Source organism: Allobosea sp. TBD101 (assembly GCF_059817965.1).
In genome coordinates, this window is record NZ_CM187543.1 from 4393982 (window position 1) to 4418935 (window position 24954).

Below are 24954 nucleotides of genomic sequence, written 5' to 3' on the forward strand. Positions count from 1 at the left end.
GACCCAGGATCCATGCCGGAACCTTCATTGGCAACGCTCTGGCATGGATCCCGGATCGGCGCCGCTGCGCTGCTTGTCCGGGATGACGGAGGAGGAGCAAGGCGAGTGTTACGATCATCCCTTACCGCCCCAGATAGACTTCGACGACGCGCTCATTGGCGCTGACATGGTCGAGCGGGCCTTCTGCCAGCACCGAACCCTCATGCAGCACCGTGACCTTCACGCCGAGTTCGCGGATGAAGCCCATGTCGTGCTCGACGACGATCACCGAATGATCCCGTGCGATCTCCTTGAGCAGCACGGCCGTCTGCGCCGTCTCGCCGTCGGTCATGCCGGCGGCGGGCTCGTCGACGAGCAGGAGCCTGGGATCCTGGGCCAGCAGCATGCCGATCTCCAGCCACTGCTTCTGGCCATGCGAGAGCGAACCCGCCAGCCGGTCGCGCTTGTCGGCGAGACGGATGATGCCGAGGATGTCGTCGATGCGCTTTTGCTGCGGTGCTTCCGTCTTCCAGAACAGCGTCTTAGCCACCGTGCGCTTCAACTTCAGGGCGAGCAGGATGTTGTCCTCGATCGTGTGGCTGTCGAAGACGGTCGGCTTCTGGAACTTGCGGCCGATGCCGAGATTGGCGATCGCGGCCTCGTCGAGCTTGGTCAGGTCGACGGTGCCGCCGAACATCACCGTGCCGACGTCCGGCTTCGTCTTGCCGGTGATGATGTCCATCATCGTGGTCTTGCCGGCGCCGTTCGGGCCGATGATGGCGCGCATTTCGCCGGGCTCGATGGTGAGCGACAGGCCGCGGATCGCCTTGAAGCCGTCGAAGGAAACGCTGACGCCGTCGAGATAGAGCAGCGAGGAGGTCAGCGCGCCGGGCACGGGAGCGTTCATCGCCTTCACTCCGCCGGGGCCGGCTCGGCGGCCGGCGTTGCATCGCGCTTGCGGCGGCGTGCCCACAAGGCCTCGGCCGTGCCCAGAATGCCCTTGGGCAGGAAGAGCGTGACGACGACGAAGAGCCCACCGAGCGCGAAGAGCCAGTACGGCGCCATGAAGCCGGAGGTGAACATCGTCTTCGCCCAGTTGACCACGACGGCGCCGAGCGCCGCGCCGACCAGCGTGCCGCGCCCGCCGACAGCGACCCAGATCACGGTCTCGATCGAGTTGGCCGGAGCGAATTCGCTGGGATTGATGATCCCGACCTGCGGCACGTAAAGCGCGCCGGCCACGCCCGCCATGCAGGCCGAGACGGTGAAGACGAAGAGCTTGAAGCGGTCGACCCGGTAGCCGAGGAAGCGCGTGCGGGATTCCGCGTCGCGGATCGCGATCACGACCTTGCCGAGCTTCGAGACGACGATGCCGCGCGCGATCAGGAAACCGGCCGCCAGCATGACGCAGGTCATGGCAAACAGAGCAGCGCGTGTCGTCTGGGCCTGGATGTTGAAGCCGAGGATGTCCTTGAAATCAGTCAGGCCGTTATTGCCCCCGAAGCCCATGTCGTTGCGGAAGAAGGCGAGCAGCAGCGCATAGGTCAGCGCCTGCGTGATGATCGAGAGGTAGACGCCGGTGACGCGCGAGCGAAAAGCGAACCAGCCGAAGACGAAGGCGAGCAGGCCGGGCACCGCCAGCACCATCAGCATGGCGAAGGGAAAGGATGAGAAGCCCCACCAGTACCAAGGCAGCTCCTGCCAGTTCAGGAAGACCATGAAATCCGGCAGGATCGGATTGCCGTAGACGCCGCGCGAGCCGATCTGGCGCATCAGATAGAGGCCCATGGCGTAGCCGCCGAGCGCGAAGAAGGCGCCGTGGCCGAGGCTCAGGATGCCGCAATAGCCCCAGACGAGATCGAGCGAGACCGCCAGCAGCGCGTAGCAGAGATATTTGCCCCAGAGCGACATGGTCGAGGTCGGGACATGGAAGGGCGAGGATACCGGCAGCAGCAGGTTCGAGAGCGGCACCAGCACGGCCAAGCCCAGCAGGATCGCGAGGAAGATACCGCCCCGCCGGTCCATGTTCTGGAGGAGGAAGCGGGTGATCATGCTTCCACCGCCCGCCCCTTGAGCGCGAACAGACCGCGCGGGCGCTTCTGGATGAAGAGGATGATGCAGACAAGCAGCGCGATCTTGCCGAGCACCGCACCGGCATAGGGTTCGAGCAGCTTGTTGGCGATGCCGAGCGTCATGGCACCGACCAGCGTGCCCCAGAGATTGCCGACGCCGCCGAAGACCACGACCATGAAGCTATCGATGATGTAGCTCTGACCGAGATTGGGACTGACATTGTCGATCTGCGAGAGCGCGACGCCGGCGAGCCCCGCAACGCCAGAGCCGAGGCCGAAGGTCAGCGCGTCGATGCGGCCGGTGCGGATGCCCATGGCGGAGGCCATGCGCCGGTTCTGCGTGACGGCGCGCATCTGCAAGCCCATCGGCGTCAGCTTCAAAATGGCGAGCAGGGTCGCGAAGACCAGCGCGGCAAAGACGATGATCCAGAGCCGGTTATAGGTGATCGCCAGGCCGCCGAGTTCGAAGGCGCCCGACATGAAGGAGGGTGCGCCGACCTCGCGATTGGTCGGGCCGAAGGCGGTGCGCACCGCCTGCTGCAGGATCAGGCTGATGCCCCAGGTCGCGAGCAGCGTCTCCAGCGGACGGCCATAGAGGAAGCGGATGACGCCGCGCTCGATGGCGATGCCGACCGCCCCGGCAACGATGAAGGCGGCCGGCAGCGCAATCGCCAGCGACCAGTCGAACAGCCAGGGCGCATTGGAGCGGATCACCTCCTGCACCACGAAGGTGGTGTAGGCGCCGAGCATGACCATCTCGCCATGAGCCATGTTGATGACGCCCATGACGCCGAAGGTGATGGCGAGGCCGATAGCGGCGAGCAGCAACACCGAGCCAAGCGAGAGCCCGTACCAGAGGTTCTGAGCGGCGGCCCAGAGCTTCAAACGGCCTTCGATGGCGGTGATCGCCTTGGCCTGCGCTTCCTTGAGGGCCGGCGTCGCGTCGCCCGGTAGGGCGCGCAACGTCGCGAGGGCGTCCTGATCGCCCCGCTCGCGCAGAACCTCGATCGCGGCGTGCCGATCAAGGGGCTGCGTGTCCGGCTTGGCGATCAGGATCGCGGCCTGGGCCTGGCGCAGGGCAGCAAGCGCGCGGGGATTGGTTTCCTTGCCGATCGCGGCCTCGACGATCGGCAGCAGGCCGGCATCGCGGGACTTGAACACCGCTTCGGCCGCAGCCACGCGCTTCGCCGGATCGGGATTGAGCAGGCCGAGACCGCCGAGCGCGGCCTGTGCCGCGCGACGGACGGCATTATTCAGGCGAACGGGCTTCACATCGGCAGGAGCGGCTGCGAGTGCAGCGCCCGTCTTCGCATCGACGAAGCTACCTGCCGCCGTCTTGACTGCAACACCGCCGGGACCGGCGAGCAGGCGCCCGTCGCTCAAGGCTTCGACGATCAGCGCGGCATTGGGGTGAGCGGTCGAGACCAGTATCTCGATGGCGCGGGACGTGTCGGAATAGCTGTCTGCCGCCAGCCGCGTGAAGGCTTCGTCTGCGGTCTGCGCGATCGACGCGAACGAGGCGGCGACCAGCGCGACGAGAATGACGAGCGCATGCTTCAGGCGGTGGAAGATCGGCATCGATCCGGTTCACTTGTCGGCTGGTGATTGCCTGGAAAAGCCGCGCCGCGTAGCGGCGAATGAAGGGCGGCCGGGATGTTTCCCGTGCCGCCCCTCCCCCTCATGACCTCAGACGGCGCCGCACTTGCCGGTCTTGACGTTGAAATTGCCGCATTTCTTCTCGACCCAGTCGCCGACGAGATCCTTCGAGCCGTCGAGCTCCTTCGACCAGGCATCTCCGGGAACGAGGCCCGCGGTCTTCCAGACCACCTCGAACTGGCCGTCGTCCTTGATCTCGCCGATGAAGACCGGCTTGGTGATGTGGTGGTTCGGGAGCATCTTCGAGATGCCGCCGGTGAGGTTCGGCGCCTCGATGCCGGGCAGCGCGTCGATGACCTTGTCGGGATCGACGGTCCCGGCCTTCTGAACCGCCTTCACCCACATCGCGAAGCCGACGACATGGGCTTCCATCGGGTCGTTGGTGACGCGCTTCGGGTTCTTGGTGAAGGCCTGCCACTGCTTGATGAAAGCCTCGTTCTCCGGCGTCTTGATCGACTGGAAGTAGTTCCAGGCGGCGAGATGGCCGACGAGCGGCTTAGTGTCGATGCCGGCAAGCTCCTCCTCGCCGACCGAGAAGGCGACGACCGGGATGTCGGTCGCCTTGATGCCCTGGTTGCCGAGCTCCTTGTAGAAGGGCACGTTGGCGTCGCCGTTGATGGTCGAGACCACCGCCGTCTTCTTGCCGGCCGAGCCGAACTTCTTGATGTCGGAGACGATGGTCTGCCAGTCGGAATGACCGAAGGGCGTGTAGTTGACCATGATGTCCTCGGGCTTCACGCCCTTGGACTTCAGATACGCCTCGAGAATCTTGTTGGTCGTGCGCGGATAGACATAGTCCGTGCCGGCCAGCACCCAGCGCTCGACCTTCTCTTCCTTGGCGAGATAGTCGACGGCGGGGATCGCCTGCTGGTTCGGCGCCGCGCCCGTATAGAAGACGTTGCGCTCACTCTCCTCGCCCTCGTACTGGACGGGGTAGAACAGGATGTTGTTGAGCTCCTTGAAGACCGGCAGCACCGACTTGCGCGATACCGAGGTCCAGCAGCCGAAGGTCGCCGCGACCTTGTCCTTGGTGATCAGCTCGCGCGCCTTCTCGGCGAAGAGCGGCCAGTTCGAGGCGGGATCGACGACGACAGCCTCCAGCTTCTTGCCGAGGAGACCGCCCTTCTTGTTCTGCTCTTCGATGAGCATGAGCATGACGTCCTTCAGCGTCGTCTCGGAGATCGCCATCGTGCCCGAGAGCGAGTGAAGGATGCCGACCTTGATGGTGTCCTGCTGCGCCACCGCCGGCAGGCGGGAGGAGCCGAGGAAGGCGGCACCGGCCAGAGCGGTGCCGAGGAATTCACGACGGTTGCTGTTCACGGCCATCTCCCGAAGGATTGTTGTTGACGGCGCCCCCTCGACGCCGACGGACCGTGCGGCCCATGTCCCCAAGCTTCGCAAGCGGTGTGCCAACACCTCCGACAGCGCCGTTCGCGGGATCAGATGGCCTTTTCAAGGGATGCGAAGAGCAATCGAGCGCCCGCGATGATAGCGCCGGCCTCGTCGTAGCGGCTTAGATACGCCTATTTTCTGAGCACCATACGCAAGAAGGACTAAATTGACCTCATTCTAGGCAGATACTCCGAGATTCTCGTAAGCAGCGTAGCCGGCCGCTGAACGGCAACAGCGCAAATCCGGATCAAGCCAAACAAAAAGCCGCCCTTTCGAGGCGGCCGCGACGGTCACTGAAAACCGGGAAGATACCGCAATCAGACGGCGGATGCCCGCCCGGAAGCGGGGACTGGGGTTATAGCGAGACCTCCGAAGGCAGCCTCAAGCCGCATTCGGACCGCTCAGTTGGGAGCGTCGTTCCAGTAGTCGCTCATTTCCTGCTGGCGCTTCTGGTCCGGCAAAACGCCTTTGCCCCCGTAGAGGATCGCGGCGCCCCGGATCTGGGCCTCAGTGAGGTCGGTGCGATAACCCTCCAGCTCCTTGTCGTAGGTGAGCTTGTCCCATGGGATCGTAACGTGGTGGCTGCCGATGCCAAGAAAGCCCCCGAATGTCACGTCGACGAAGACGACACGGCCACTGACCTTCTCGATCAACAGCCGCTTGATGGTGCCGATCTGATCATATTTGAGGTCAAATACGGCAGTCCCTTCGACACGATCACTTTCGATGATCAGATGCGGCACAGCCGGTCGCTCAGCGGGCCCCCAGAGATAAAAGCCGTTCTCGAGGATGCCGGCCGCCACGACCGCCCTGCTGACGGGGATGGCCCACTCCTCATTGGGCTGGATCTCTCGCACGAGAGTCCACGGCCCAAGCCCCGTAGGCAATCTGCCGCCAGTACGCTCCTCGGCGAAGGCGCGCAGGTCAGGGGAGCTCGCGGCCTGGAACAAGCAGTAGGTTCTCATCAGTGCCTCCCTTTGCCGGATCGAAGCCTGCGGCCTGCCGTTCATGGGGCTGGTCCTGTCGCGCAAGCCATTGCCTCCTCGCCCCCCCAAACGCCGGCACGCTCAGCGGTCGGGAGCCCCCGGATCGCCCGTCATGAACCGGCCGCGAAGTAGAAGACCCGGGTGAACAGCGTGTGCTCCGACTCGAAGACCATGATCCCGGCGAAAACCAAGAGCACCAGCGGCGGGACGAGGATCGCATAGGTCAGCGCCAGCCGCTCCCAGGCCATGTGCATGAAGACTGCGACGATCAGGCCTGCTTTCAGCATCATGAAGGTCAGGATCAGCGACCAGCGCAGGTAGCCGACAAGGCCGAAATAATCGACCAGGTAGGAGCAGGCGCTGAGGATGAACAGCCAGCCCCAGACGACAAGATAGAGCCTGATCGGATGCTGCCGAGCATCGGTATGAGCTTCTGCCTGTGCCATGGCGACCTCACCAGAGATAGAACAGCGCGAAGATGAAGACCCAGACGAGATCGACGAAGTGCCAGTAGAGCCCCGTGATCTCGACGATCTCGTAATGGCCCCTGCGGCTGGTGAAGAAGCCGCGCCGGCCATCGTCGAAATCGCTGCGCCAGACCTTGCGGGCGATGATGAGCAGGAAGATCACGCCGATCGTGACGTGAGTGCCGTGGAAGCCGGTGATCATGAAGAAGCTCGCGCCGAACTGCTCCGCGCCCCAGGGGTTGCCCCAGGGCCGGACGCCTTCCGAGATCAGCTTGGACCATTCGAAGGCCTGCATGCCGACGAAGGCGGCGCCCAGCAGGGCGGTCAGCAATAGCAGGATCGCCGTCTTCCGGCGGTCGCGGCGGTAGCCGAAATTGACCGCCATCGCCATCGTGCCGCTGCTGCTGATCAGGACGAAGGTCATGATCGCGATCAGCAGGAGCGGGAAATGGTGGCCGGCGACCTCGAGCGCGAAGACCTCGCTCGGGTTGGGCCAGGCTATGGTCGTCGATATCCGCGCGGTCATGTAGGAGATCAGGAAGGTCGCGAAGACGAAGGTGTCGCTGAGCAGGAAGACCCACATCATGGCCTTCCCCCAGGAGACGTCCTTGAAAGCCCGCCGGTCAGACGACCAGTCCGAGACGAGGCTGGGCAGGCCGGCGGAGGCGGCGGCCTCTTTATGTGCGGCGGAGGGCAGGACCTCGTTCATCGCTCGCAACCTCGCTTAACTCAGCAGCCCCCGGCAGATCGCGATCAGCTCGTCCGTCCAGCGCATCATCACGGCAAACAGCACGAGCCAGACCGCGAGCATGAAATGCCAATAGGTGGCGCAGAGCTCGACACCGAGCCGCAAGGCGCCGATCGCCTGTGGCGTGCTGCCCAACGGAACGACGAAGGCTCTCGTCGTGACGCGGCAGAGCGCGACCAGCCCGCCGAGCATGTGCAGGCCATGGATCGCGGTGACCAGACAAAAGAAGGCGCCGGCCGGGTTCGACGCGGTGAAATAGCCGGTGTCGGCAAGTTCGCGCCAGGCCAGCAGCTGGCCGGCGAGAAAGGCCAGCGCCGATACCCCCGCCGCGAGCAGGCCGGAGCGAATGCCGTCGAGCTCGCCGCGACGTGCGGCTGCGACCGTGGTCTGCAGCGCGAGGCTGCTCAGCATCAGCAGACCCGTGCTGAACCACAGCACCACCGGCATCGGCAGCGTGCGCCAATCGGCCATGCCCATCCGCATGAAATAGGCGCTGACCAACAGCGCGAAAAGCGAGCCGGCCACAGTGAGGAAGGCGGCGAGGCCGAGCTTGGCGATGGGGCGCCACGCCGGGGCGTGCCAGTCCGTCGCCTGCGGGATGCCCACTTCCAGCCAGGGCTTCGTGGCGAGCCCCTGGTGCAGGAGCCACCAGCCGGCAAAGCCCGCCAGGACGACCATGAAGGCGACGATCACGATCATGACCGCGCCCCCTCTGTCACGCCGGGCTCGGGCGGTTGGTTCTGCGGCAGGAAATCCTGCGCCGCGCCGGGCACGCTGTAGTCATAGGCCCAGCGGTAGACCACCGGCAGCTCCTTGCCCCAGTTGCCATGGGCGGGCGGCGTCTGCGGCGTCTGCCATTCCAGCGTCGTCGCGCGCCAGGGATTGCCGCCGGAGGACTCGCCGCGCCTCAGGCTCCAGAACAGGTTGAACAGGAAGACGAGCTGCGCCGCGCCGACGATCAGCGCGACCACCGTGATGAAGATATTGAGGTCCACGGTCGACGGCGGCACGAAGCTCATCGCGCCCATCTCGTAATAGCGCCGGGGCACCCCCATCAGCCCAATATAGTGCATCGGAAAGAAGATCGCGTAGGCGCCGAGGAAGGTGATCCAGAAGTGCAGCTTGCCGAGCGCGGTGTTGAGCATGCGGCCGGTGATCTTCGGATACCAGTGATAGATCGCGCCGAAGACGACGAGGATCGGCGCGACCCCCATCACCATGTGAAAATGCGCGACGACGAACATGGTGTCGGAGAGCGGCACGTCGACCACGACATTGCCGAGGAAGAGCCCGGTCAACCCGCCATTGACGAAGGTGACGATGAAGCCGAGCGCGAACAGCATCGGCGGCGTCAGGTGGATATCGCCGCGCCAGAGCGTCAGGATCCAGTTGTAGACCTTGATCGCGGTGGGGATGGCGATGATCAGCGTCGTCGTGGCGAAGAAGAACCCGAAGGCCGGGTGCATGCCGCTGACATACATGTGGTGCGCCCAGACCACGAAGCTCAGCGCCCCGATCGCGACCAGCGCCCAGACCATCATGCGATAGCCGAAGATGTTCTTGCGGGCGTGGGTGCTGATCAGGTCGGAGACGATACCGAAGGCCGGCAGCGCGACGATGTAGACCTCCGGATGGCCGAAGAACCAGAACAGGTGCTGAAACAGGATCGGGCTGCCGCCACGATAGGCCAGCCGCTCGCCCATCGCGATGATCGAGGGCATGAAAAAGCTCGTGCCGATCAGCCGGTCGAGCGTCATCATCACCGCGCCGACGAACAGCGCCGGGAAGGCGAGCAGCGCCATCACCGTCGCCGTGAAGATGCCCCAGATCGTCAGCGGCATCCGCATCAAGGTCATGCCCCTGCAGCGCCCCTGCAGCACGGTCACGACATAGTTCAGCCCGCCCATGGTGAAGCCGATGATGAAGAGCATCAGCGAGGCCAGCATGATGACGATGCCCCATTGCTGACCGGGCGTGCTGGCGAGGATCGCCTGGGGCGGGTAGAGCGTCCAGCCCGCGCCGGTCGGCCCGCCCGGAACGAAGAAACCGGCGACCAGGACCATGACCGCGAGGAAATAGATCCAGAAGCTCAGCATGTTCACATAGGGAAAGACCATGTCCCGCGCGCCGAGCATCAGCGGGATCAGGTAGTTGCCGAAGCCGCCGAGGAAGAGCGCGGTCAGCAGATAGATCACCATGATCATCCCGTGCATGGTGATGAGCTGATAGTAGCGCTCGGCGTCGATGAAGCTCAGCAGGCCGGGGAAGGCGAGCTGCATCCGCATCAGCCAGGACAGCACGAGCGCGACCAGCCCAATTGCCAGCGCCGTCAGCGCATACTGGATGGCGATGACCTTGGCGTCCTGCGAGAAGACGTATTTCGTGATCCAGCTCCTCGGGTGATAGAGCTCGACATCGTCGTGCTCCGCCACCGGAGCCGGGCCTGCCACGCCATGCGCCACATCCGCCATCAGGGCATCCTTCCGCTCCTCGTCGGATCGGGCGGCCCGTTGAGGGCCGATCCCGCCCCTTCCTAATTCCTCGCCTGCGCCCTGGACGGCGCCTGCAGTTGGGCGAAGGTTTTCTGTTGCTGCAGCCAGGCCTGGTAGTTGCTGCCCGGCTCGACCACGACGCCGCCGCGCATGAAGGCGTGGCCGGTGCTGCAGAGCTCGGCGCAAAGCGCTTCGAACGTGCCGGTGCGGGTCGGGGTCAGCCAGTAATAGGTGACGACGCCCGGGATCATGTCCATCTTGGCGCGGAACTCCGGCACGTAGAAATTGTGCAGCACGTCGAGCGAGCGCAGCAGGAGCTTTACCGGCTTGCCGAGCGGGAGATGGAGCTGATCACCCTGAATGATGACGTCGTCCTGCCCGTACGGATCGTTCGGGGCAAGGCCGAGCGGATTCTCCGGGGTGACATGGGCGGCGTCGGTCGCGCCGAGCCGGCCATCGGCCCCCGGCAGACGGTAGCTCCATTGCCATTGCTGACCGACGATCTCGACGGTCGCGGCATCGCCGGGCACCGTCACGAACTGCTTCCAGACGACGAGGCCGGGTGCGAGCATTGCCGCGACGCCGATACCGGTGCCGATCGCGAGCCACCATTCCAGCCGCTTGTTCTCGGGTTCGTAGGCGGCGCGGTTGCCCTCACGATGGCGGAACCGGAGCACGCAATAGGCCATGAACAGCACGACGGCCGCGAAGACGACGCCGGTGATCCAGAACGTGACGATGATGGTGTCGTCGATGTAGCGCCAGTTGGAGGCGATCGGCGTCCACCACCACGGACTCAGGAAGTGGAAGGCGACCGAGCCGATCACGACGAGAACCAAGACGATTGCGATGCCCATCCCTCTTTCCTCCTGGCGAGGGCAGCGTGAACAGGAACCAAGCCATGTCGCGGCGCATGGCATGCGTCATGCGCTACGTGGACGAACTCCCTTTCGGCATGGGAACAGTGTCGCGGCCCGCGATGGATCGGGCCCCAGCTCAAAACGAACGCGGCTGAAGGCATCGCTTGCGGCACATGACCGCTGCGGGGCGCGGGCTCGGGCGAGCGCGCCTTCGGGCTGCAAGTTTTGCTTCCTGTTCGCCATCGCCGAACCCTGGGTTCGCCTGGACGACCACACGTCGAATCTGATGCAAAAGCTTTCAGCCGGGCTGCAGGAACTTCAAGCCTTCAGCCCTTCGCATCATGTTGTCATCCTGCTCGCGGGAGTTGTCAATCGATCCCGCATCGCAGGCCATCGCCGGAACAGCTGCATTCGAACGCCGACCCGGTTATTTTTTCTTTCCGTCTGCATCAAACTGCTTGAGGAAGGCGACGATGTCGTCGATCTCCTGCTCGACCTTGAGGCCTGGAAACACCATCTTGGTGTTCGGGATCTTTACCTGCGGCGCCTTGATGTAGTCCCTGAAGGTGAGCTCATCCCACAGGATGCCAGAGTTCTTGTTAGCGGCTGAATAGCTGTAGCCCTCGATCGATCCCGCCGGCCGGCCGATAAGGCCGTTCAGTTTCGGCCCCACCGCGTTCTTGGCCGCCTCCCCAATCTGGTGGCAGGCGCGGCACCTCTGGAAAATCTTCTCACCGGCAGCAGGATCGCCGACCGCTTGGGCCGGGTGGGACAGAGCCGCAAACATCAACGAGGCCATCAAGGTCCAGCGCAGCATCGAAGGCTCTCCTTCGAATTTGGATGCGACCCGATCCGACAGTCCACGGCCGAGCCGCACAGACTTTCACGATATTCTTACACCATTGCCGGTCTTGCTCCAATCCGGGGCGATCTTCTGGGAAGACCTGAAGCTCCGAGTCGGAGTTGCCCCGTTTCCGTGGACTGTTCATGGCTGGGGCGGATCAGAGCAGCTCGCGACGCCTCCTTTCGTATTCGATGAGCGAGAGGCAGCCCAACGTCGAATGGCGGCGTGACGGGTCGTAAAAGCTCGATGAAGTGAAAGACGGCCGTCCGCGCCTCGCTGCGGGCGGCTTCAGATCGAAACTAGCGAGGAGAATCAACAACCAAAGCGGTTGGATGGTGCCGCTTGAGGGATTCGAACCCCCGACCCCCTCATTACGAATGAGGTGCTCTACCAGCTGAGCTAAAGCGGCAACGGGTGGCGCTGTACCAGCAGGCGGATGGCTTGGCAAGCCAAACTCACCGTCATGCACACCGTCTCGACGCGGCTGCACACGGCAGCCGTCAATCCTTGCGCAGCTTCTCCGTCTCCGGCTTCTCCTGGCCGAGCGCGACGATGCCGCGGCGGATGGCACGGGTGCGGGTGAAGTGCTTGTGCAGAGTCTCGCCGTCGCCGTAGCGGATAGCGCGGGTGAGCAGCGCCAGATCCTCGTTGAAACGGCCGAGCATCTCCAGCACGGCTTCCTTGTTGTGCAGGAAGACGTCGCGCCACATCGTCGGGTCCGACGCCGCGATACGGGTGAAATCGCGGAAGCCGCCGGCCGAGAACTTGATCACCTCGGACTGCGTCACCGCCTCCAGGTCTTCGGCCGTGCCGACAATGTTGTAGGCGATGAGATGCGGCAGATGGCTGGTGACCGCGAGCACGAGATCATGATGCTGCGCGCTCATCACCTCGACCAGCGCGCCCATCCCCTCCCAGAACTGGCGGGTTTTCGCGATGGCCGCCGCGTCCGTACCCTCAGGCGGGGTCAGGATGCACCAGCGATTGAGGAAGAGGCTCGGAAAGCCGGCATCGGGACCGGAATTCTCCGTGCCCGCCACCGGATGGGCGGGCACGAAGGCAACGCCCTCGGGCAGATGGGGCAGGACAGCGTCGACGACCGAGCCCTTGACCGAGCCGACATCGGAGACGATCGCGCCCTGCTTCAGCTCGCTGGCAATCTCGGCCGCGACAGGGCCGCAGGCGCCGACAGGAACGCAGAGGATGATGTGGTCGGCATCGACAGCCGCTTCCGCCGCCGTCTCCGCAACGGCATGGCCGAGACCCAGCTCGCGCGCCCGCCTGCGGACGGCTTCGTCGCGATCGGCCAGCACGATCGTACCGGCGAGGTTCAGCTCCTTCGCCGCGCGCGCGATCGAGGAGCCGATCAACCCAATGCCGATGATGGCGAGGCGGGCGAAGACCGGCTCAGAACGGCGCGGCGCGAAGCTTTCCGCCATCTCGGTCACGCCTTGAGAAAGTCGGCGAGCGCGGCGACGACGAGGCGGTTCGCCTCCTCGGAGCCGATGGTCATGCGCAGCGCGTCCGGCAGGCCATAGCCGCCGACGGCGCGCAGGATGAGGCCGCGCTGGGTCAGGAAGGCGTCGGCCTCCTTGGCGGTCTTGCCGGCCGTCTTGGTGAAGTGGATCAGCACGAAATTGCCGACCGAGGGCGTCACGGTCAGGCCGAGCTTCTCCAGCTCCGTCGTGGTCCAGGCGAGCCATTTCTCGTTGTGCTCGAGCGCGGCAGCAACGTGCGCCTCGTCGGTAACGGCGGCGGCGCCGGCCTCGATCGCAGCGCCGTTGACGTTGAAGGGCCCGCGGATGCGTTCGAGCGCATCGATGATATGGGCCGGCGCATACATCCAGCCGATGCGCAGATTGGCGAGGCCGTAGATCTTCGAGAAAGTGCGGGTCATCACGACATTCTCGCTCTCGGCAACGAGCTCGATGCCGGAGGCGTAGTCGTTGCGGCGGACATATTCGGCATAGGCCGCATCGAGGACGAGCAGGACATGCGGCGGCAGGCCGGCCTGCAGGCGCTTGACCTCGTCGAAGGGCAGATAGGTGCCGGTCGGGTTGTTGGGATTGGCGAGGAAGACGATCTTGGTCTTCGGCGTCACCGCCGCCAGGATGCCGTCGACATCGGCGGTGTAGTTCTTCTCGGGCACGATGACCGGCTTGCCGCCCATGGCGAGGATGGCGATGCGGTAAACCAGGAAGCCGTACTGGCTGTAGATGCCCTCGTCGCCCGCGCCGAGATAGGCTTTGGTGACGAGCTCCAGCAGCTCATCCGAGCCGTTGCCGCAGATGATCCGCGCCGGATCCAGACCGTAGCGACCGGCGATCGCCTGCTTGAGCTTGGTCGACGTGCCGTCCGGATAGAGCTCCAGCTTGGCGGCGAGGCCTTCGAAGGCGGCGATGGCCTTCGGGCTCGGGCCGAGCGGGGTCTCGTTGGACGAGAGCTTGTGCAGCTTCACGCCGGCGGGCGCGGCGGATTTGCCGGGGACATAGGCCTCGATATCGAGGACGCCGGGACGCGGGACGGGACGGGTCGCCATGACGATTGACCTTGCAGCAGGAAGCCAGCCCGTTCAGCGGGCGGATTTGACGGAGAAGCGGGCGGCGTGACTGCCGACCTCGGCGAAGTCGCTGAGGCCTGCCGGCACGAGCGCCTGGCGGATCGCGGCCTGGTCGACCTCGCCGGAGGCCGCGACCAGAAGCGAGAGATGCGAGCCGTCGGCGGCGGAAGCCGAGACCTCAGCCAGATGCTCGGCGAGGCCGTGTCGCAGGTTCTCGGACCAGCGCTCGACGCGGGCGGCATAGAGCACGATCTCGCGCACGGCGGCATCCGCCAGCGGCTTGGCGATGCAATAGACCGGGGTTCCCGCGGGATGGTTCGGCCGTTCGACGAAGGGCAGCCGCGCGATGATCTTGGGGGCATCCGCCCCGATCAGGTCGCGCCACCAGATGCCGGCGCTGGCGCCCTGGTCCATGCGGAAGATGCCGAGATCGCCGGCCGACTCCGCCACCGCGTGGATGACCGAACGCGCATCCTCATGCGGAATGTAGGGCACAGTGAAACCGAAATGGAAGCGGGCGGAATCGCGCATCGCCGGGTCGCCGCCGGAGGTGTCGGCGTGAACCGAGTAGTTCGCCTGCACATAGGTGAAGGTCGCGATGATGATGCGCCAGACGCTCTCGACCGTGTCGAGCGGCAGCAGGCCCTTATGGCTGAGCGCGAGCCGCTTCATGATATCGGCCTCGCGGCCGGGGCGGAAGGCGGAGCCGGAGGCCTGCGTCTTCTTGATCGAGATCAGCGTCTCGATAATCTGCGAACGCTCCATCAGGAGCGCGTGCATCTCGCTGTCGATGCGATCGATCCCGGCGCGCAGGTCGGCGAGGGTGGTCGGGGCGGCTTCGGTCATGGGCAACGCGCTTTCCGGCAAGGCCACGCTCCTTAGCGCTCCCGCAACGCCTTGGCAAAGCCGGCTGCGCAGTCCCGCGTTGACAGCGACGCGCCGACACGGCATCGCTAGAGTTCGATTTTCCGAACGCCTGGACCGGCAAGACAAATCCTACTGCCGAAGCGGACGACATGAGCGATCTCTCCCCTAGCCTGGCCGATCCGCAGAAGGAGGCGAACGAGCCCTCCAGCCCGGTCGCGCGCTTCGGCCCTGATACGCCGCTGCTGATGGATTGCGGCGTCGTGCTCGACCACTGGCAGATCGCCTACCAGACCTACGGCGAGCTGAATGCCGACAAATCGAACGCCATTCTGGTCTGCCACGCCCTGACTGGCGACCAGTATGTCGCGAGCCGCAATCCGATCACCGGCAAGGGCGGCTGGTGGACGGCGATGATCGGGCCAGGCAAACCGATCGACACAGACCGCTTCTTCGTGATCTGCGCCAATGTCATCGGCGGCTGCACCGGCACGACCGGGCCGGCCTCGACCAATCCGGCGACGGGCAAGCCCTGGGGCCTGTCCTTCCCGGTCGTCACCATCCGCGACATGGTGCGAGCGCAGGCCGCGCTGGTCGACTCGTTGGGCATCGAGACGCTGTTCTGCGTCGCCGGCGGTTCAATGGGCGGCATGCAGGTGCTGCAATGGGCGGCGAGCTATCCCAACCGCGTGTTCTCGGCTCTGCCACTGGCGACCGGCGCCAAGCATTCGGCCCAGAACATCGCCTTCCACGAGGTCGGCCGGCAGGCGGTGATGGCCGACCCCGAATGGCGGCAGGGGCGCTATCTCGAAGAGGGCACGCGCCCGGCGAAGGGATTGTCGGTCGCGCGGATGGGCGCGCATATCACCTACCTCTCGGAGCAGGCGCTGCATCGCAAGTTCGGCCGCAAATTGCAGGACCGGGCGGCGCCGACCTTCTCCTTCGACGCCGACTTTCAGGTCGAGAGCTATCTGCGCCATCAGGGCTTGAGCTTCGTCGAGCGCTTCGACGCCAATTCCTACCTCTATGTGACGCGCGCGATGGATTATTTCGACCTCGCCGCCGACCATGACGGCGTGCTGGCGCGCGCCTTCACCGGCACCAAGACGCGCTTCTGCGTGGCCTCCTTCACCTCGGACTGGCTGTTCCCGACGGCGGATTCGCGCGCAATCGTGCATGCGCTCAATGCGGCCGGCGCCTCGGTCTCCTTCGTCGAGCTGGAGAGCGACAAGGGGCACGACGCCTTCCTGCTGGAAGAGCCCAATCTCTTCGCCACGACGCGCGGCTTCATCGGCGCGGCGGCCCGGGCACGGGGGCTTTGATGAACACCGCCCCTTGTCATTCCGGGGCGGCCCGCAGGGTCGAACCCGGAACCCACGACCGGGTGAGCCCGATCGAGCTGCAAAGACGTGAGACAGAGCCCAGTCGTGGGTTCCGGGTTCTTCGCTCAGCGAAGCCCCGGAATGACAAGGGGCGAGCCTGAGCATGACGAGCTGCCTATCATGACCCTCCCCGACACCAACCAGACCAACCGCATCGACCTCCGGCTCGTCGCCGAGATGGTGCAGCCCGGCACGCGCGTGCTCGATGTCGGCTGCGGCGACGGCGCCCTGCTCGCGCTGCTGGCCGAGAGCCGCCAGGTCGATGCGCGGGGTATCGAATTATCGCGGGAGGGCGTGGCCGATTGCGTCGCGCGCGGGCTTTCAGTGATCCAGGGTGACGCCGATACCGACCTCGGCGACTACCCGGACGACTCATTCGACTACGTCATCCTCTCCCAGACGATCCAGGCGACGCGCAATCCGCGCCTCGTTCTGGAGCAGATGCTGCGCATCGGCCGGCACGCCATCGTCTCCTTCCCGAATTTCGGGCATTGGCGGATGCGCTCGCAGGTATTCTTCCAGGGGCGGATGCCGGTGACCGACTCCCTGCCCTATGCCTGGTGGGACACGCCCAACATCCATTTCTGCACGATCCGGGACTTCGTGGCGCTTTGCGACCAGATCGGCGCCAAGAAGGAGCGTGCGGTGGCGCTCGACGCCGCCGGCGGACGGGTCGGTGTCAACGCGCCCTGGTGGTTCTGGAACCTGTTCGGCGCGCAGGCGGTATTTCTGCTCAAGCGGGGGTGAGGGACTGACCCGTCATGCTCGCCCTTGTGGCGAGCATCCACGCCTTGAACACCGTCCTCGACATGCGAAGACGTGGATGGTCGGGACAAGCCCGACCATGACGAAAAAGCGCCGCCCGAAGGCGGCGCTCCCAACTATCAGTTCAACGCCACGCCAGCCGGCCGCTTCTCCTTCACGCCGGGAACGGCCCCCAGCATCAGCGAACCCGGGCCGACGGTGATCGGCACATCCTCGCCATCGACGATGTCGCCCGCGAGGATCGCCTCGGCCAGCGGGTCCTGCACCGACTTCTGGATCACGCGCTTCAGCGGGCGCGCGCCATAGGCCGGGTCGTAACCCTTGTCCGCCAGCCACTCGCGCGCCTCCTTCGAGAGCTCGAGCGTGATCTTGCGGTCGGTCAGCAGCTTCTGCAGCCGGGCCATCTGGATATCGACGATCGCGTCCATGTCCTTCCGCCTGAGGCGATGGAACAGGATGATGTCGTCGATCCGGTTCAGGAACTCGGGTCGGAAGGCGTGGCGGACCACGCCCATGACCTCGTCGCGAACCGCGTCGCTGTCCTGCCCCTCGGGCTGGTTCACCAGGAACTCCGAACCGAGATTCGAGGTCATGATGATCAGCACGTTGCGGAAATCGACGGTGCGGCCCTGGCCATCGGTCAGGCGGCCGTCGTCGAGCACCTGCAGCAGGACGTTGAACACGTCCGGATGCGCCTTCTCAACCTCGTCGAACAGCACGACCTGATAGGGCCGGCGCCGCACGGCTTCCGTCAGCGCCCCGCCCTCCTCATAGCCGACATAGCCGGGAGGCGCGCCGATCAGTCGGGCGACCGAGTGCTTCTCCATGTACTCGGACATGTCGATGCGCACGAGCGCGGTGTCGTCGTCGAACAGGAACGAGGCCAGCGCCTTGGTCAGCTCGGTCTTGCCGACGCCTGTGGGGCCGAGGAACATGAACGAGCCGATCGGACGGTTCGGGTCCTGAAGGCCGGCACGGGCGCGACGGACCGCGGTCGAGACCGCCTCCACCGCTTCCTTCTGCCCGACGACGCGAGCACCGAGAACCTCCTCCATGCGGAGCAGCTTCTCCTTCTCGCCTTCGAGCATCCGGTCGACCGGCACGCCGGTCCAGCGGGAGACGACGGCGGCGACGTGATCAGGCGTCACCGCCTCCTCGACCATGCCGGCATCGTCGCCCTTCTCCTCGATCTCGGCCAGACGCTTCTCGAGCCCAGGGATCTCGCCATAGGCGAGCTCGCCCGCGCGCTGGTACTCGCCCTTGCGCTGCGCCTGGGCGAGCTCGTTGCGAGCGTTGTCGAGCTTGGTCTTGATCTCCGCGGCTGCGCCCAGCTTGTCCTTCTCGGCCTTCCACTTGGTGGTGATGGTGTCGGAGCGCGTCTCGAGGTCGGCCAGTTCGGATTCAAGTCGCTTCAGCCGCTCCTTCGAGCCGGCATCGCTCTCCTTCTTGAGCGCCTCCTGCTCGATCTTGAGACGGACGATCTCGCGGTCGATCGAATCCAGCTCCTCGGGCTTGGAATCGACCTGCATGCGCAGGCGTGCTCCGGCCTCGTCGACGAGATCGATCGCCTTGTCCGGCAGGAAGCGGTCGGTGATGTAGCGGTTCGACAGGGTCGCGGCCGAGACCAGCGCCGAATCCGTGATGCGGACGCGGTGATGCTGCTCGTACTTCTCCTTGAGACCGCGCAGGATCGAGATGGTGTCCTCGACCGTCGGCTCCTCGACGAAGACGGGCTGGAAGCGCCGCGCCAAAGCCGCGTCCTTCTCGACATATTTGCGGTACTCGTCGAGCGTGGTCGCGCCAACGCAGTGCAGTTCGCCGCGCGCCAGAGCGGGCTTCAGCAGGTTCGACGCATCCATCGCGCCGTCGGTCTTGCCGGCGCCGACGAGGGTATGCATCTCGTCGATGAACAGGATAACGCCGCCATCCGAGGACGAGACCTCGGTCAGCACAGCCTTCAGCCGCTCCTCGAACTCGCCGCGATATTTCGCGCCGGCGATGAGCGAGCCCATGTCGAGCGCGAGCAATTCCTTGTCCTTCAGACTCTCGGGCACGTCGCCATTGACGATGCGTAGCGCGAGGCCTTCGGCGATGGCGGTCTTGCCGACGCCGGGCTCACCGATCAGGACGGGATTGTTCTTGGTCCGGCGCGACAGCACCTGGATGGTGCGACGGATCTCCTCGTCGCGGCCGATGACCGGGTCGAGCTTGCCCTCACGCGCCGCGGCGGTGAGGTCGCGGGCGTATTTCTTCAGCGCGTCATAGGCCTGCTCGGCGCTAGCCGAATCGGCGGTGCGGCCCTTGCGGATCGCTTCGATCGCGGCATTCAGCGCCTGCGGCGTCACGCCCGCCTTGGAGAGCGCCTTGCCGGCCTCGCTGTCCTTCTCGACCGCGAGCGCGAGCAAGAGCCGCTCGACCGTGACGAACGAGTCGCCGGCCTTCTCGGCCGCCTTCTCGGCGGTGTCGAAGACGCGCGCGAGACCCGGCGTCAGGTTGAGGCCGCCCGAGCCGCCCGAAACCTTCGGGAGCTTGGCCAAGGCCTGGTCGACGAGCTGCAGCGCGACGCGCGACTGGCCGCCCGCCCGGTCGATCAGACCGGCCGCCATGCCTTCATTGTCGTCGAGCAGCGCCTTCAGAAGATGCTCGGGGGTGAACTGCTGGTTGCCCTCGCGCAAGGCGATCGTCTGTGCCGCCTGGAGGAAACCCTTCGCCCGATCCGTATATTTCTCGATATTCATTCAGCTATCTCCGCCCGCGGGCCACGCCCCGTAGCAACGTGAACCTGCTGCCTTTCATCAAGATGGAGCGCCGCAATGGGCCGCCCCTCGCCCTCCAAGATAGTGTGACTTTCACGCAACGGAAGAGGCTTGACCCAGAATTGACCTGGCGCAAGCCGCAGGCGCAGATCGGGCATGGCCGGGACCAAGCGACAGCAGGCGATTCGGAAAGCGTTGAGGGCGCTGGCGCCGGGCATTCCGCTCTCCGACGCCGAGGCCGTGGTGACGCTGGCGGAGCGGCGCCACATGAAGGACCTTCCGCCCTCGACGGCGCTCTGGCTCGCGCTGGGTAGCCATGTTCGACACGTCCATACCGATTACGAGCGCCTGCTGGGCGAGGGTTACGACCGCGATGCCGCCCGCTTCTTCGTCGCGGGGGACACCGACGCCATTCTCGCCGGCTGGGGCTGTCAGCGCTCTGTCAGCGATGGCGAAGACGACGCATCCGATTGATCGAAACAGATACAAGATTTGATCTGTCAGGACCAGCCGACAAGGCTATGGTCCGCGACCTTGCTTGAACGAGACCCACCATGCGCATCGAAACGCTCTACCGCTACCCCGTGAAGGGCCTCTCGCCGGAACGGCTGAAGCGGGCGGCATTGCCGGTCGGTGGCTTCTTCCCGGGCGACCGGCTCTTCGCCATCGAGAACGGCCCCTCCGGCTTCGATGCGGCCGAGCCCGTGCACCAGCCCAAGATCAAGTACCTGATGCTGATGCGCAACGAGTCGCTGGCGCGGCTGAAGACCCGCTATGACGATGCCAGCGGCGATCTCGTCATTCATGAGGGCGGGCAGGAGGTGCTGCGCGCGGCGACCGCCAGCGACGAGGGCCATGCCGCGATTACCAGCTTCTTCTCCGGCTTCATGCCCGAGGAATTGCGCGGCGAGCCGAAGCTGCTGACGGCGCCCCCGACCTATCGTTTCACCGATTCGCGCTCCGGCTTCGTCTCGATCATCAACCTCGCCAGCGTCGCCGATCTCGAAGGGCGCCTCGGGCAGCCGGTCGATCCGCTGCGCTTCCGCGGCAACCTGATGGTCAGCGGGCTCGCGCCCTGGGCGGAGAACGACCTCGTCGACCGCGAGCTCACGGGCCCCGGCGGCCTGCGCCTGCAGGTGATCAAGCGGATCGAGCGCTGCGCGGCGACCAATGTCGACCCCGACACCGGCACGCGCGACATGCAGATTCCGAAGGCGCTGATGAAGAACTATGGCCATGTCGATTGCGGGATCTATTGCCGCATCCTCGCGGACGGCGCCCTGGTCGAAGGCGACAGCCTGGCCGTGGCGGATGCGCCGGTCGAACTTGGCATCGCCTGATCCGCGCAGATAAAGAAAAAGGGCCCGAGAGGGCCCTTTTCCATATCCAATGCCTGATGCCGGAGACGGATTACTCGGCCGAGTTATCCGTCTCCGAGCCCAGCGCGTCCATGACCTCGCGGGGCGAGCGGCGACGACGGGTGCGCTTCGGCGCAGCGTCATCCGCAGCCGGGTCCGCCGGAGCGGCAACCGGCTCGGTGGGGGCCTCGACCGGCTCCGGCGCGGGGACACGCACGGGGTTGGTCAGGAAGGACGGCAGCGCGGCGGCGACGTCATCGCCGGCATCGGCCTCGACCTCGCGCTCACGGCGCGGACGGCGCTCGCGCTGGGGGCGTTCGGCCCGCTCCGGGCGACGCTCTGCCTGAGCCTGCTCGGGAGCAGCCTCAACGGCGCCGCCTTCGCTGACCGGAATGTCGGAACGTGGGGCATCGGGGCGCGGCGCATAGCCGCCGGGAGCGCCCTGGCCGCCTTCGGCGTTACGGTCGAAGCGACGCTCGCCACGATCCTGACGATCGAAACGGCGCTCGTTGTTATTGTTGTTGCGATCGTTGTTGAAACGCTCGCGACGGTTGTTGCGGTCGAAGCGCTGGCCGCCCTGCTGCTGGCCGTCGCCGCCCTCGCCCTCGGGGCGCTGGCCGCCGCCATGGCCGTTATAGCCATTGTTGTTGGGATAGCCGTTGGCGCGCATCTCCGGCTGCGGGCCGGTGCCGGGCTGGAAGGACTGACCGTCCTCGTCGCCCTCTTCCTCGCCCTCGTCCGCATCTTCGACGAAGGCGCGATTCGGCGGGAAGGAATGGCCAAACTGCTGAGCCATCTGCTCCTGCGCCGCAAGCAGGATGCGGTAGTAATGCTCGGCGTACTGGAAATAGCTCTCGGCAGCGACGGTATCGCCCGAAGACTGAGCATCCCGCGCGAGCTGCAGGTACTTCTCGGCGACATGTTGCGCCGTACCGCGAACCTTGACGTCCGGACCGTTGGACTCGTAGCTACGCTGCAACGGGTTCGGAGATTTGCGATTGCCGTTGTTGTTGCCGCCGCCGCTATTGTTGCGGCCGCGCATACGCCGGTTCTGACCTGGTCTCATTCGCGTCTGTCTCGCGCTTCTGTGTTCAAAGCAACCGTGGTGCCGTCATGCGCGCTGCGATGCACAGCGGGTTGCGACGCTGTGTCGGACGAAGGTGACCTGAAGGGGCGATACGCCGTTCCTGGTCTTCACGCGCTCTTTTCCAAAAAGGGGTTTCAACCCCATGAGCCGATCGGCGCCACGCGCCTTCGGGGCTCCATCCGGTTGTCAGCTGCACCGCTTCAGGAACACGCCTGCAAACGATGCCGAACTCGAGCAAATCCTGTACGATCGGGAACTGCCCAGAGGCCCGGCTCTGACGCCACCAGCTTCGGCTGGATGCTGCATAGCTGCTTTTGGCTGCTTCTCCAAGCGAAATCGACCAAAAGCCTGTGCATTATCAAGCGAGCGTGAAGATCAATGCCCGCTCATGCCCCCCCAGATCGTTGCGGCTGCCGCGGAATTCGAAGCTGCCCTGCCGCATCAGCGCCACGACATCCGGCCCCTGCCCTGCTCCGATCTCAAAGACGATGATGCCGCCGGGCGCAAGCAAGGGCGGGAGGGATGACGCGAACAGACGGTAGGGACCGAGCCCGTCAGCACCGCCATCGAGAGCAAGCAGGGGGTCGTGCTCACGGACTTCGACGGACAGCGTCGCGATCTCGGCCGATGGGATATAGGGCGGGTTCGAGACGATGACGTCGAAGGGGCCGGTCAACCCCTCCGTCCAGCTGCCTTGCCGGAACATCGCCCGGCCATCGACGCCATTGAGAGCGGCGTTGCCGGCGGCCGTCCGGCAGGCCTCTTCGGACAGGTCGATGCCGAGCCCCTGCGCCTGCGGCAACTCACTGAGGAGCGCGATCAGCAGGCAACCGGTGCCGGTCCCGAGATCGAGCAGCTTCAGCGCCTCCTCGCGACGCCCGGCGAGCTGGGCAAGAGCCGTCTCGACGATCGTCTCGCTATCGGGGCGCGGTTCCAGCGTTGCCGGCGAGAGGCGGAAAGGCAGCCCCCAGAACTCGCGTTCGCCGAGGATGCGCCAGACCGGCTCGCCGGCGATGCGGCGCACAGCGAACCCTTCCAGCCGCGTCAGAGCTTCGCCGGGCAGAACCAGATCCGGGTCCGGGTTTTCAGCGCCCAGACTGCCTTCGACCAGCAATCGCGCATCGAGACCGGGACTGGGCGAGCCAGCGCGCAGGAGTCTCTGCGCAAGGCGACGCCGCGCCTCCCTGACGGTCGGCACGGCGCCCTCCCCTCGTGCGTTTCCAGCGAAGCCCATGGCGGGCTCCGCAATCCCCGAAGCGGCGGCTAGTTGCCGTTCATCTTCAGGTCCATGCAGGTCTTCATCTTCTTGTTGATCGCGGCCTTGCTTTCGCGGGTCCTGCCCATCTCCATCTGGCACGCCTTGCGCGCCTGAGACTGCGTCATCGCGCCCTGCAGCGCCGCCGGCTGACCCGAGGTCATCTTGCGGAAGGTGCGCTCCTGAGCCTGCGAGACGCCGCTCATCGCCAGCGCCATCAGCCCGGTCACCGCCATCGTCGAGAACATCTTGATCATGAGAGGGTCCCCCCTTCGCTGGTGTCGATACCTGATCAACGCGGGACGGGACTTTTGGTTTCATCGCGCCCGCCTCACGCCATACCCTCGGCCGCCAGCAGCTTCGCCTGATGCTCGGCGGTCAGCGCGTCGATGATCTCATCGAGAACGAGACCCTGCATCATCTCATCGAGTTTGTAGAGCGTCAGGTTGATCCGGTGGTCGGTGACGCGTCCCTGCGGGAAATTATAGGTGCGGATTCGCTCGGAGCGATCGCCCGACCCGACCTGCGAACGCCGGTCCGCCGAGCGCTCGGAATCGATGCGCAGGCGCTCCATGTCGAAGAGCTTGGCGCGCAGCAGCTCGTAGGCGCGCGCCTTGTTCTTGTGTTGGGAGCGCTCGTCCTGGACCAGCACGACGGTATTGGTCGGGATATGGGTGAGGCGCACCGCCGATTCCGTCTTGTTGACGTGCTGGCCGCCGGCACCGCCCGAGCGCAACGTGTCGGTGCGGATATCGGCCTCGTTGAGGACAATGTCGACATCAGTGGCCAGCGGCAGCGTCGCGACCGTCGCGGCGGAGGTGTGGATACGCCCGCTCGCCTCGGTATCCGGCACGCGCTGGACGCGGTGGACGCCGGATTCGAATTTGAGCCTGGCATAGACGCCGCGGCCGTTGATTTCGGCGATGACCTCCTTGTAGCCCCCCATCGTCCCCTCGCTCTCGGAGAGGATATCGACGCTCCAGCCCTTCTGGGCGGCATGGCGCTGGTACATGCGCAGGAGGTCGCCGGCGAAGAGCGAGGCCTCGTCGCCGCCGGTGCCGGCCCGGATCTCGAGGATGACGCCGCGCTCATCGGCGGCATCCTTCGGCAGCAGGGCCACGAGGATCTCGCGGGCGCGCGCCTCGATCTCGGCGCGGGCCGTGTCGCGCTCCTCATAGGCGAGGTCGCGGAATTCGGCATCGGTCGCGGGATCGGCGATCAGAGCCTCCGCTTCTTCCAGCGAGACCTGCGCCTGCCGCCAGGAGGCGATCGCTGCGACCACCGGATCGAGCTCCGCCAGTTCCTTGGCGAGCTCGACGGTGCGCGCCGCCTCGGTCGCATGGTTGATCTCGTCGGTTGCGGCGGCATGGCGCGCCACGATGACGTCGAGACGATCCTGGGGAAGCTGGAGGGACATTCAATGAACTCGTG

General features: G+C 65.5%; 23 protein-coding genes and 1 tRNA gene. 4 read left to right on the forward strand and 20 right to left on the reverse strand.

All coding sequences use genetic code 11. The features are described from left to right. Positions 1–121: 121 nt before the first annotated feature. The 15 genes from urtD to AC6RIC_RS21495 all read right to left on the reverse strand — a co-directional run bounded on the left by urtD (position 122) and on the right by AC6RIC_RS21495 (position 14902). Entirely contained in the window at positions 122–886 is a 765-nt protein-coding gene (urtD, locus tag AC6RIC_RS21425; protein ID WP_499733833.1) for an urea ABC transporter ATP-binding protein UrtD, read from the reverse strand. 5 nt (positions 887–891) lie between these two features. Further along, on the reverse strand, positions 892–2031 hold the full coding sequence (urtC, locus tag AC6RIC_RS21430) for an urea ABC transporter permease subunit UrtC (RefSeq protein WP_499733834.1): 1140 nt from the start codon (positions 2029–2031) through the stop codon (positions 892–894). Continuing rightward, positions 2028–3629, reverse strand: a complete 1602-nt coding sequence (urtB, locus tag AC6RIC_RS21435) for an urea ABC transporter permease subunit UrtB (RefSeq protein ID WP_499733835.1) — start codon at positions 3627–3629, stop codon at positions 2028–2030. Before urtB ends, urtC begins: the two co-directional genes overlap by 4 nt. 108 nt (positions 3630–3737) lie before the next feature. Beyond that, a complete protein-coding gene (gene urtA, locus AC6RIC_RS21440) occupies positions 3738–5033 on the reverse strand; it encodes an urea ABC transporter substrate-binding protein (RefSeq protein ID WP_499733836.1) in 1296 nt (431 codons plus the stop codon). A gap of 467 nt (positions 5034–5500) precedes the next feature. Next, positions 5501–6064, reverse strand: coding sequence for a PRC-barrel domain-containing protein (locus AC6RIC_RS21445; RefSeq protein WP_499733837.1), 564 nt, complete (start codon positions 6062–6064; stop codon positions 5501–5503). Between the two features lie 131 nt (positions 6065–6195). Continuing rightward, on the reverse strand, positions 6196–6531 hold the full coding sequence (locus AC6RIC_RS21450; protein WP_499733838.1) for a cytochrome C oxidase subunit IV family protein: 336 nt from the start codon (positions 6529–6531) through the stop codon (positions 6196–6198). A gap of 7 nt (positions 6532–6538) precedes the next feature. Beyond that, a complete protein-coding gene (locus AC6RIC_RS21455; protein WP_499733839.1) occupies positions 6539–7261 on the reverse strand; it encodes a heme-copper oxidase subunit III family protein in 723 nt (240 codons plus the stop codon). Positions 7262–7276: 15 nt separating this feature from the next. Further along, positions 7277–7999 (reverse strand): cytochrome c oxidase subunit 3, encoded by a 723-nt coding sequence (locus AC6RIC_RS21460; protein ID WP_499733840.1) that lies wholly within the window; start codon positions 7997–7999, stop codon positions 7277–7279. Continuing rightward, complete coding sequence (locus AC6RIC_RS21465) at positions 7996–9771, reverse strand: cbb3-type cytochrome c oxidase subunit I (RefSeq protein WP_499733841.1); 1776 nt, start codon at positions 9769–9771, stop codon at positions 7996–7998. Before AC6RIC_RS21465 ends, AC6RIC_RS21460 begins: the two co-directional genes overlap by 4 nt. Before the next feature lie 62 nt (positions 9772–9833). Then, positions 9834–10649: a cytochrome c oxidase subunit II gene (locus tag AC6RIC_RS21470; protein ID WP_454658045.1), complete on the reverse strand. Its 816-nt coding sequence runs from the start codon at positions 10647–10649 to the stop codon at positions 9834–9836. 430 nt (positions 10650–11079) lie between these two features. Beyond that, complete coding sequence (locus AC6RIC_RS21475; RefSeq protein ID WP_454658046.1) at positions 11080–11469, reverse strand: c-type cytochrome; 390 nt, start codon at positions 11467–11469, stop codon at positions 11080–11082. A gap of 360 nt (positions 11470–11829) precedes the next feature. After that, positions 11830–11905 (reverse strand) — tRNA-Thr (locus tag AC6RIC_RS21480). Between the two features lie 91 nt (positions 11906–11996). Further along, positions 11997–12935 carry a prephenate/arogenate dehydrogenase family protein gene (locus tag AC6RIC_RS21485; RefSeq protein WP_499733842.1) on the reverse strand — a complete coding sequence of 313 codons (939 nt, stop codon included), beginning with the start codon at positions 12933–12935 and terminating at the stop codon, positions 11997–11999. A 5-nt stretch (positions 12936–12940) separates the two neighbouring features. Beyond that, a complete protein-coding gene (gene hisC, locus AC6RIC_RS21490; protein WP_454659040.1) occupies positions 12941–14041 on the reverse strand; it encodes a histidinol-phosphate transaminase in 1101 nt (366 codons plus the stop codon). A 27-nt stretch (positions 14042–14068) separates the two neighbouring features. Next, positions 14069–14902 (reverse strand): chorismate mutase, encoded by an 834-nt coding sequence (locus AC6RIC_RS21495; RefSeq protein ID WP_454658048.1) that lies wholly within the window; start codon positions 14900–14902, stop codon positions 14069–14071. 170 nt (positions 14903–15072) lie between these two features. Here AC6RIC_RS21495 and metX point away from each other — a divergent pair, with 170 nt between their 5' ends. Continuing rightward, positions 15073–16242, forward strand: coding sequence for a homoserine O-acetyltransferase MetX (metX, locus tag AC6RIC_RS21500; protein ID WP_454658049.1), 1170 nt, complete (start codon positions 15073–15075; stop codon positions 16240–16242). Between the two features lie 180 nt (positions 16243–16422). Further along, on the forward strand, positions 16423–17049 hold the full coding sequence (gene metW, locus AC6RIC_RS21505; RefSeq protein ID WP_454658050.1) for a methionine biosynthesis protein MetW: 627 nt from the start codon (positions 16423–16425) through the stop codon (positions 17047–17049). A 137-nt stretch (positions 17050–17186) separates the two neighbouring features. Here the strand turns inward: metW and clpB are convergent, their stop codons facing one another. Further along, positions 17187–19805, reverse strand: a complete 2619-nt coding sequence (gene clpB / locus AC6RIC_RS21510; RefSeq protein ID WP_499733843.1) for an ATP-dependent chaperone ClpB — start codon at positions 19803–19805, stop codon at positions 17187–17189. A gap of 174 nt (positions 19806–19979) precedes the next feature. On the opposite strand from clpB, the gene AC6RIC_RS21515 reads away from it, so the two are divergent. After that, on the forward strand, positions 19980–20297 hold the full coding sequence (locus tag AC6RIC_RS21515) for a DUF2293 domain-containing protein (protein ID WP_454658052.1): 318 nt from the start codon (positions 19980–19982) through the stop codon (positions 20295–20297). Positions 20298–20377: 80 nt separating this feature from the next. Continuing rightward, positions 20378–21163 (forward strand): MOSC domain-containing protein, encoded by a 786-nt coding sequence (locus tag AC6RIC_RS21520; protein ID WP_499733844.1) that lies wholly within the window; start codon positions 20378–20380, stop codon positions 21161–21163. 70 nt (positions 21164–21233) lie between these two features. Here AC6RIC_RS21520 and AC6RIC_RS21525 read toward each other — a convergent pair whose 3' ends face one another. The 4 genes from AC6RIC_RS21525 to prfA all read right to left on the reverse strand — a co-directional run bounded on the left by AC6RIC_RS21525 (position 21234) and on the right by prfA (position 24940). Then, a complete protein-coding gene (locus AC6RIC_RS21525) occupies positions 21234–22247 on the reverse strand; it encodes a DUF4167 domain-containing protein (protein ID WP_499733845.1) in 1014 nt (337 codons plus the stop codon). A 379-nt stretch (positions 22248–22626) separates the two neighbouring features. Then, positions 22627–23466, reverse strand: a complete 840-nt coding sequence (gene prmC, locus AC6RIC_RS21530) for a peptide chain release factor N(5)-glutamine methyltransferase (RefSeq protein WP_499733846.1) — start codon at positions 23464–23466, stop codon at positions 22627–22629. A gap of 65 nt (positions 23467–23531) precedes the next feature. Continuing rightward, the gene (locus AC6RIC_RS21535; protein ID WP_454658056.1) at positions 23532–23780 is read right to left on the reverse strand and encodes a hypothetical protein; all 249 of its coding nucleotides are present in this window, start codon (positions 23778–23780) and stop codon (positions 23532–23534) included. A gap of 74 nt (positions 23781–23854) precedes the next feature. Next, the gene (gene prfA / locus AC6RIC_RS21540) at positions 23855–24940 is read right to left on the reverse strand and encodes a peptide chain release factor 1 (protein WP_454658057.1); all 1086 of its coding nucleotides are present in this window, start codon (positions 24938–24940) and stop codon (positions 23855–23857) included. Between the last annotated feature and the right edge of the window lie 14 nt (positions 24941–24954).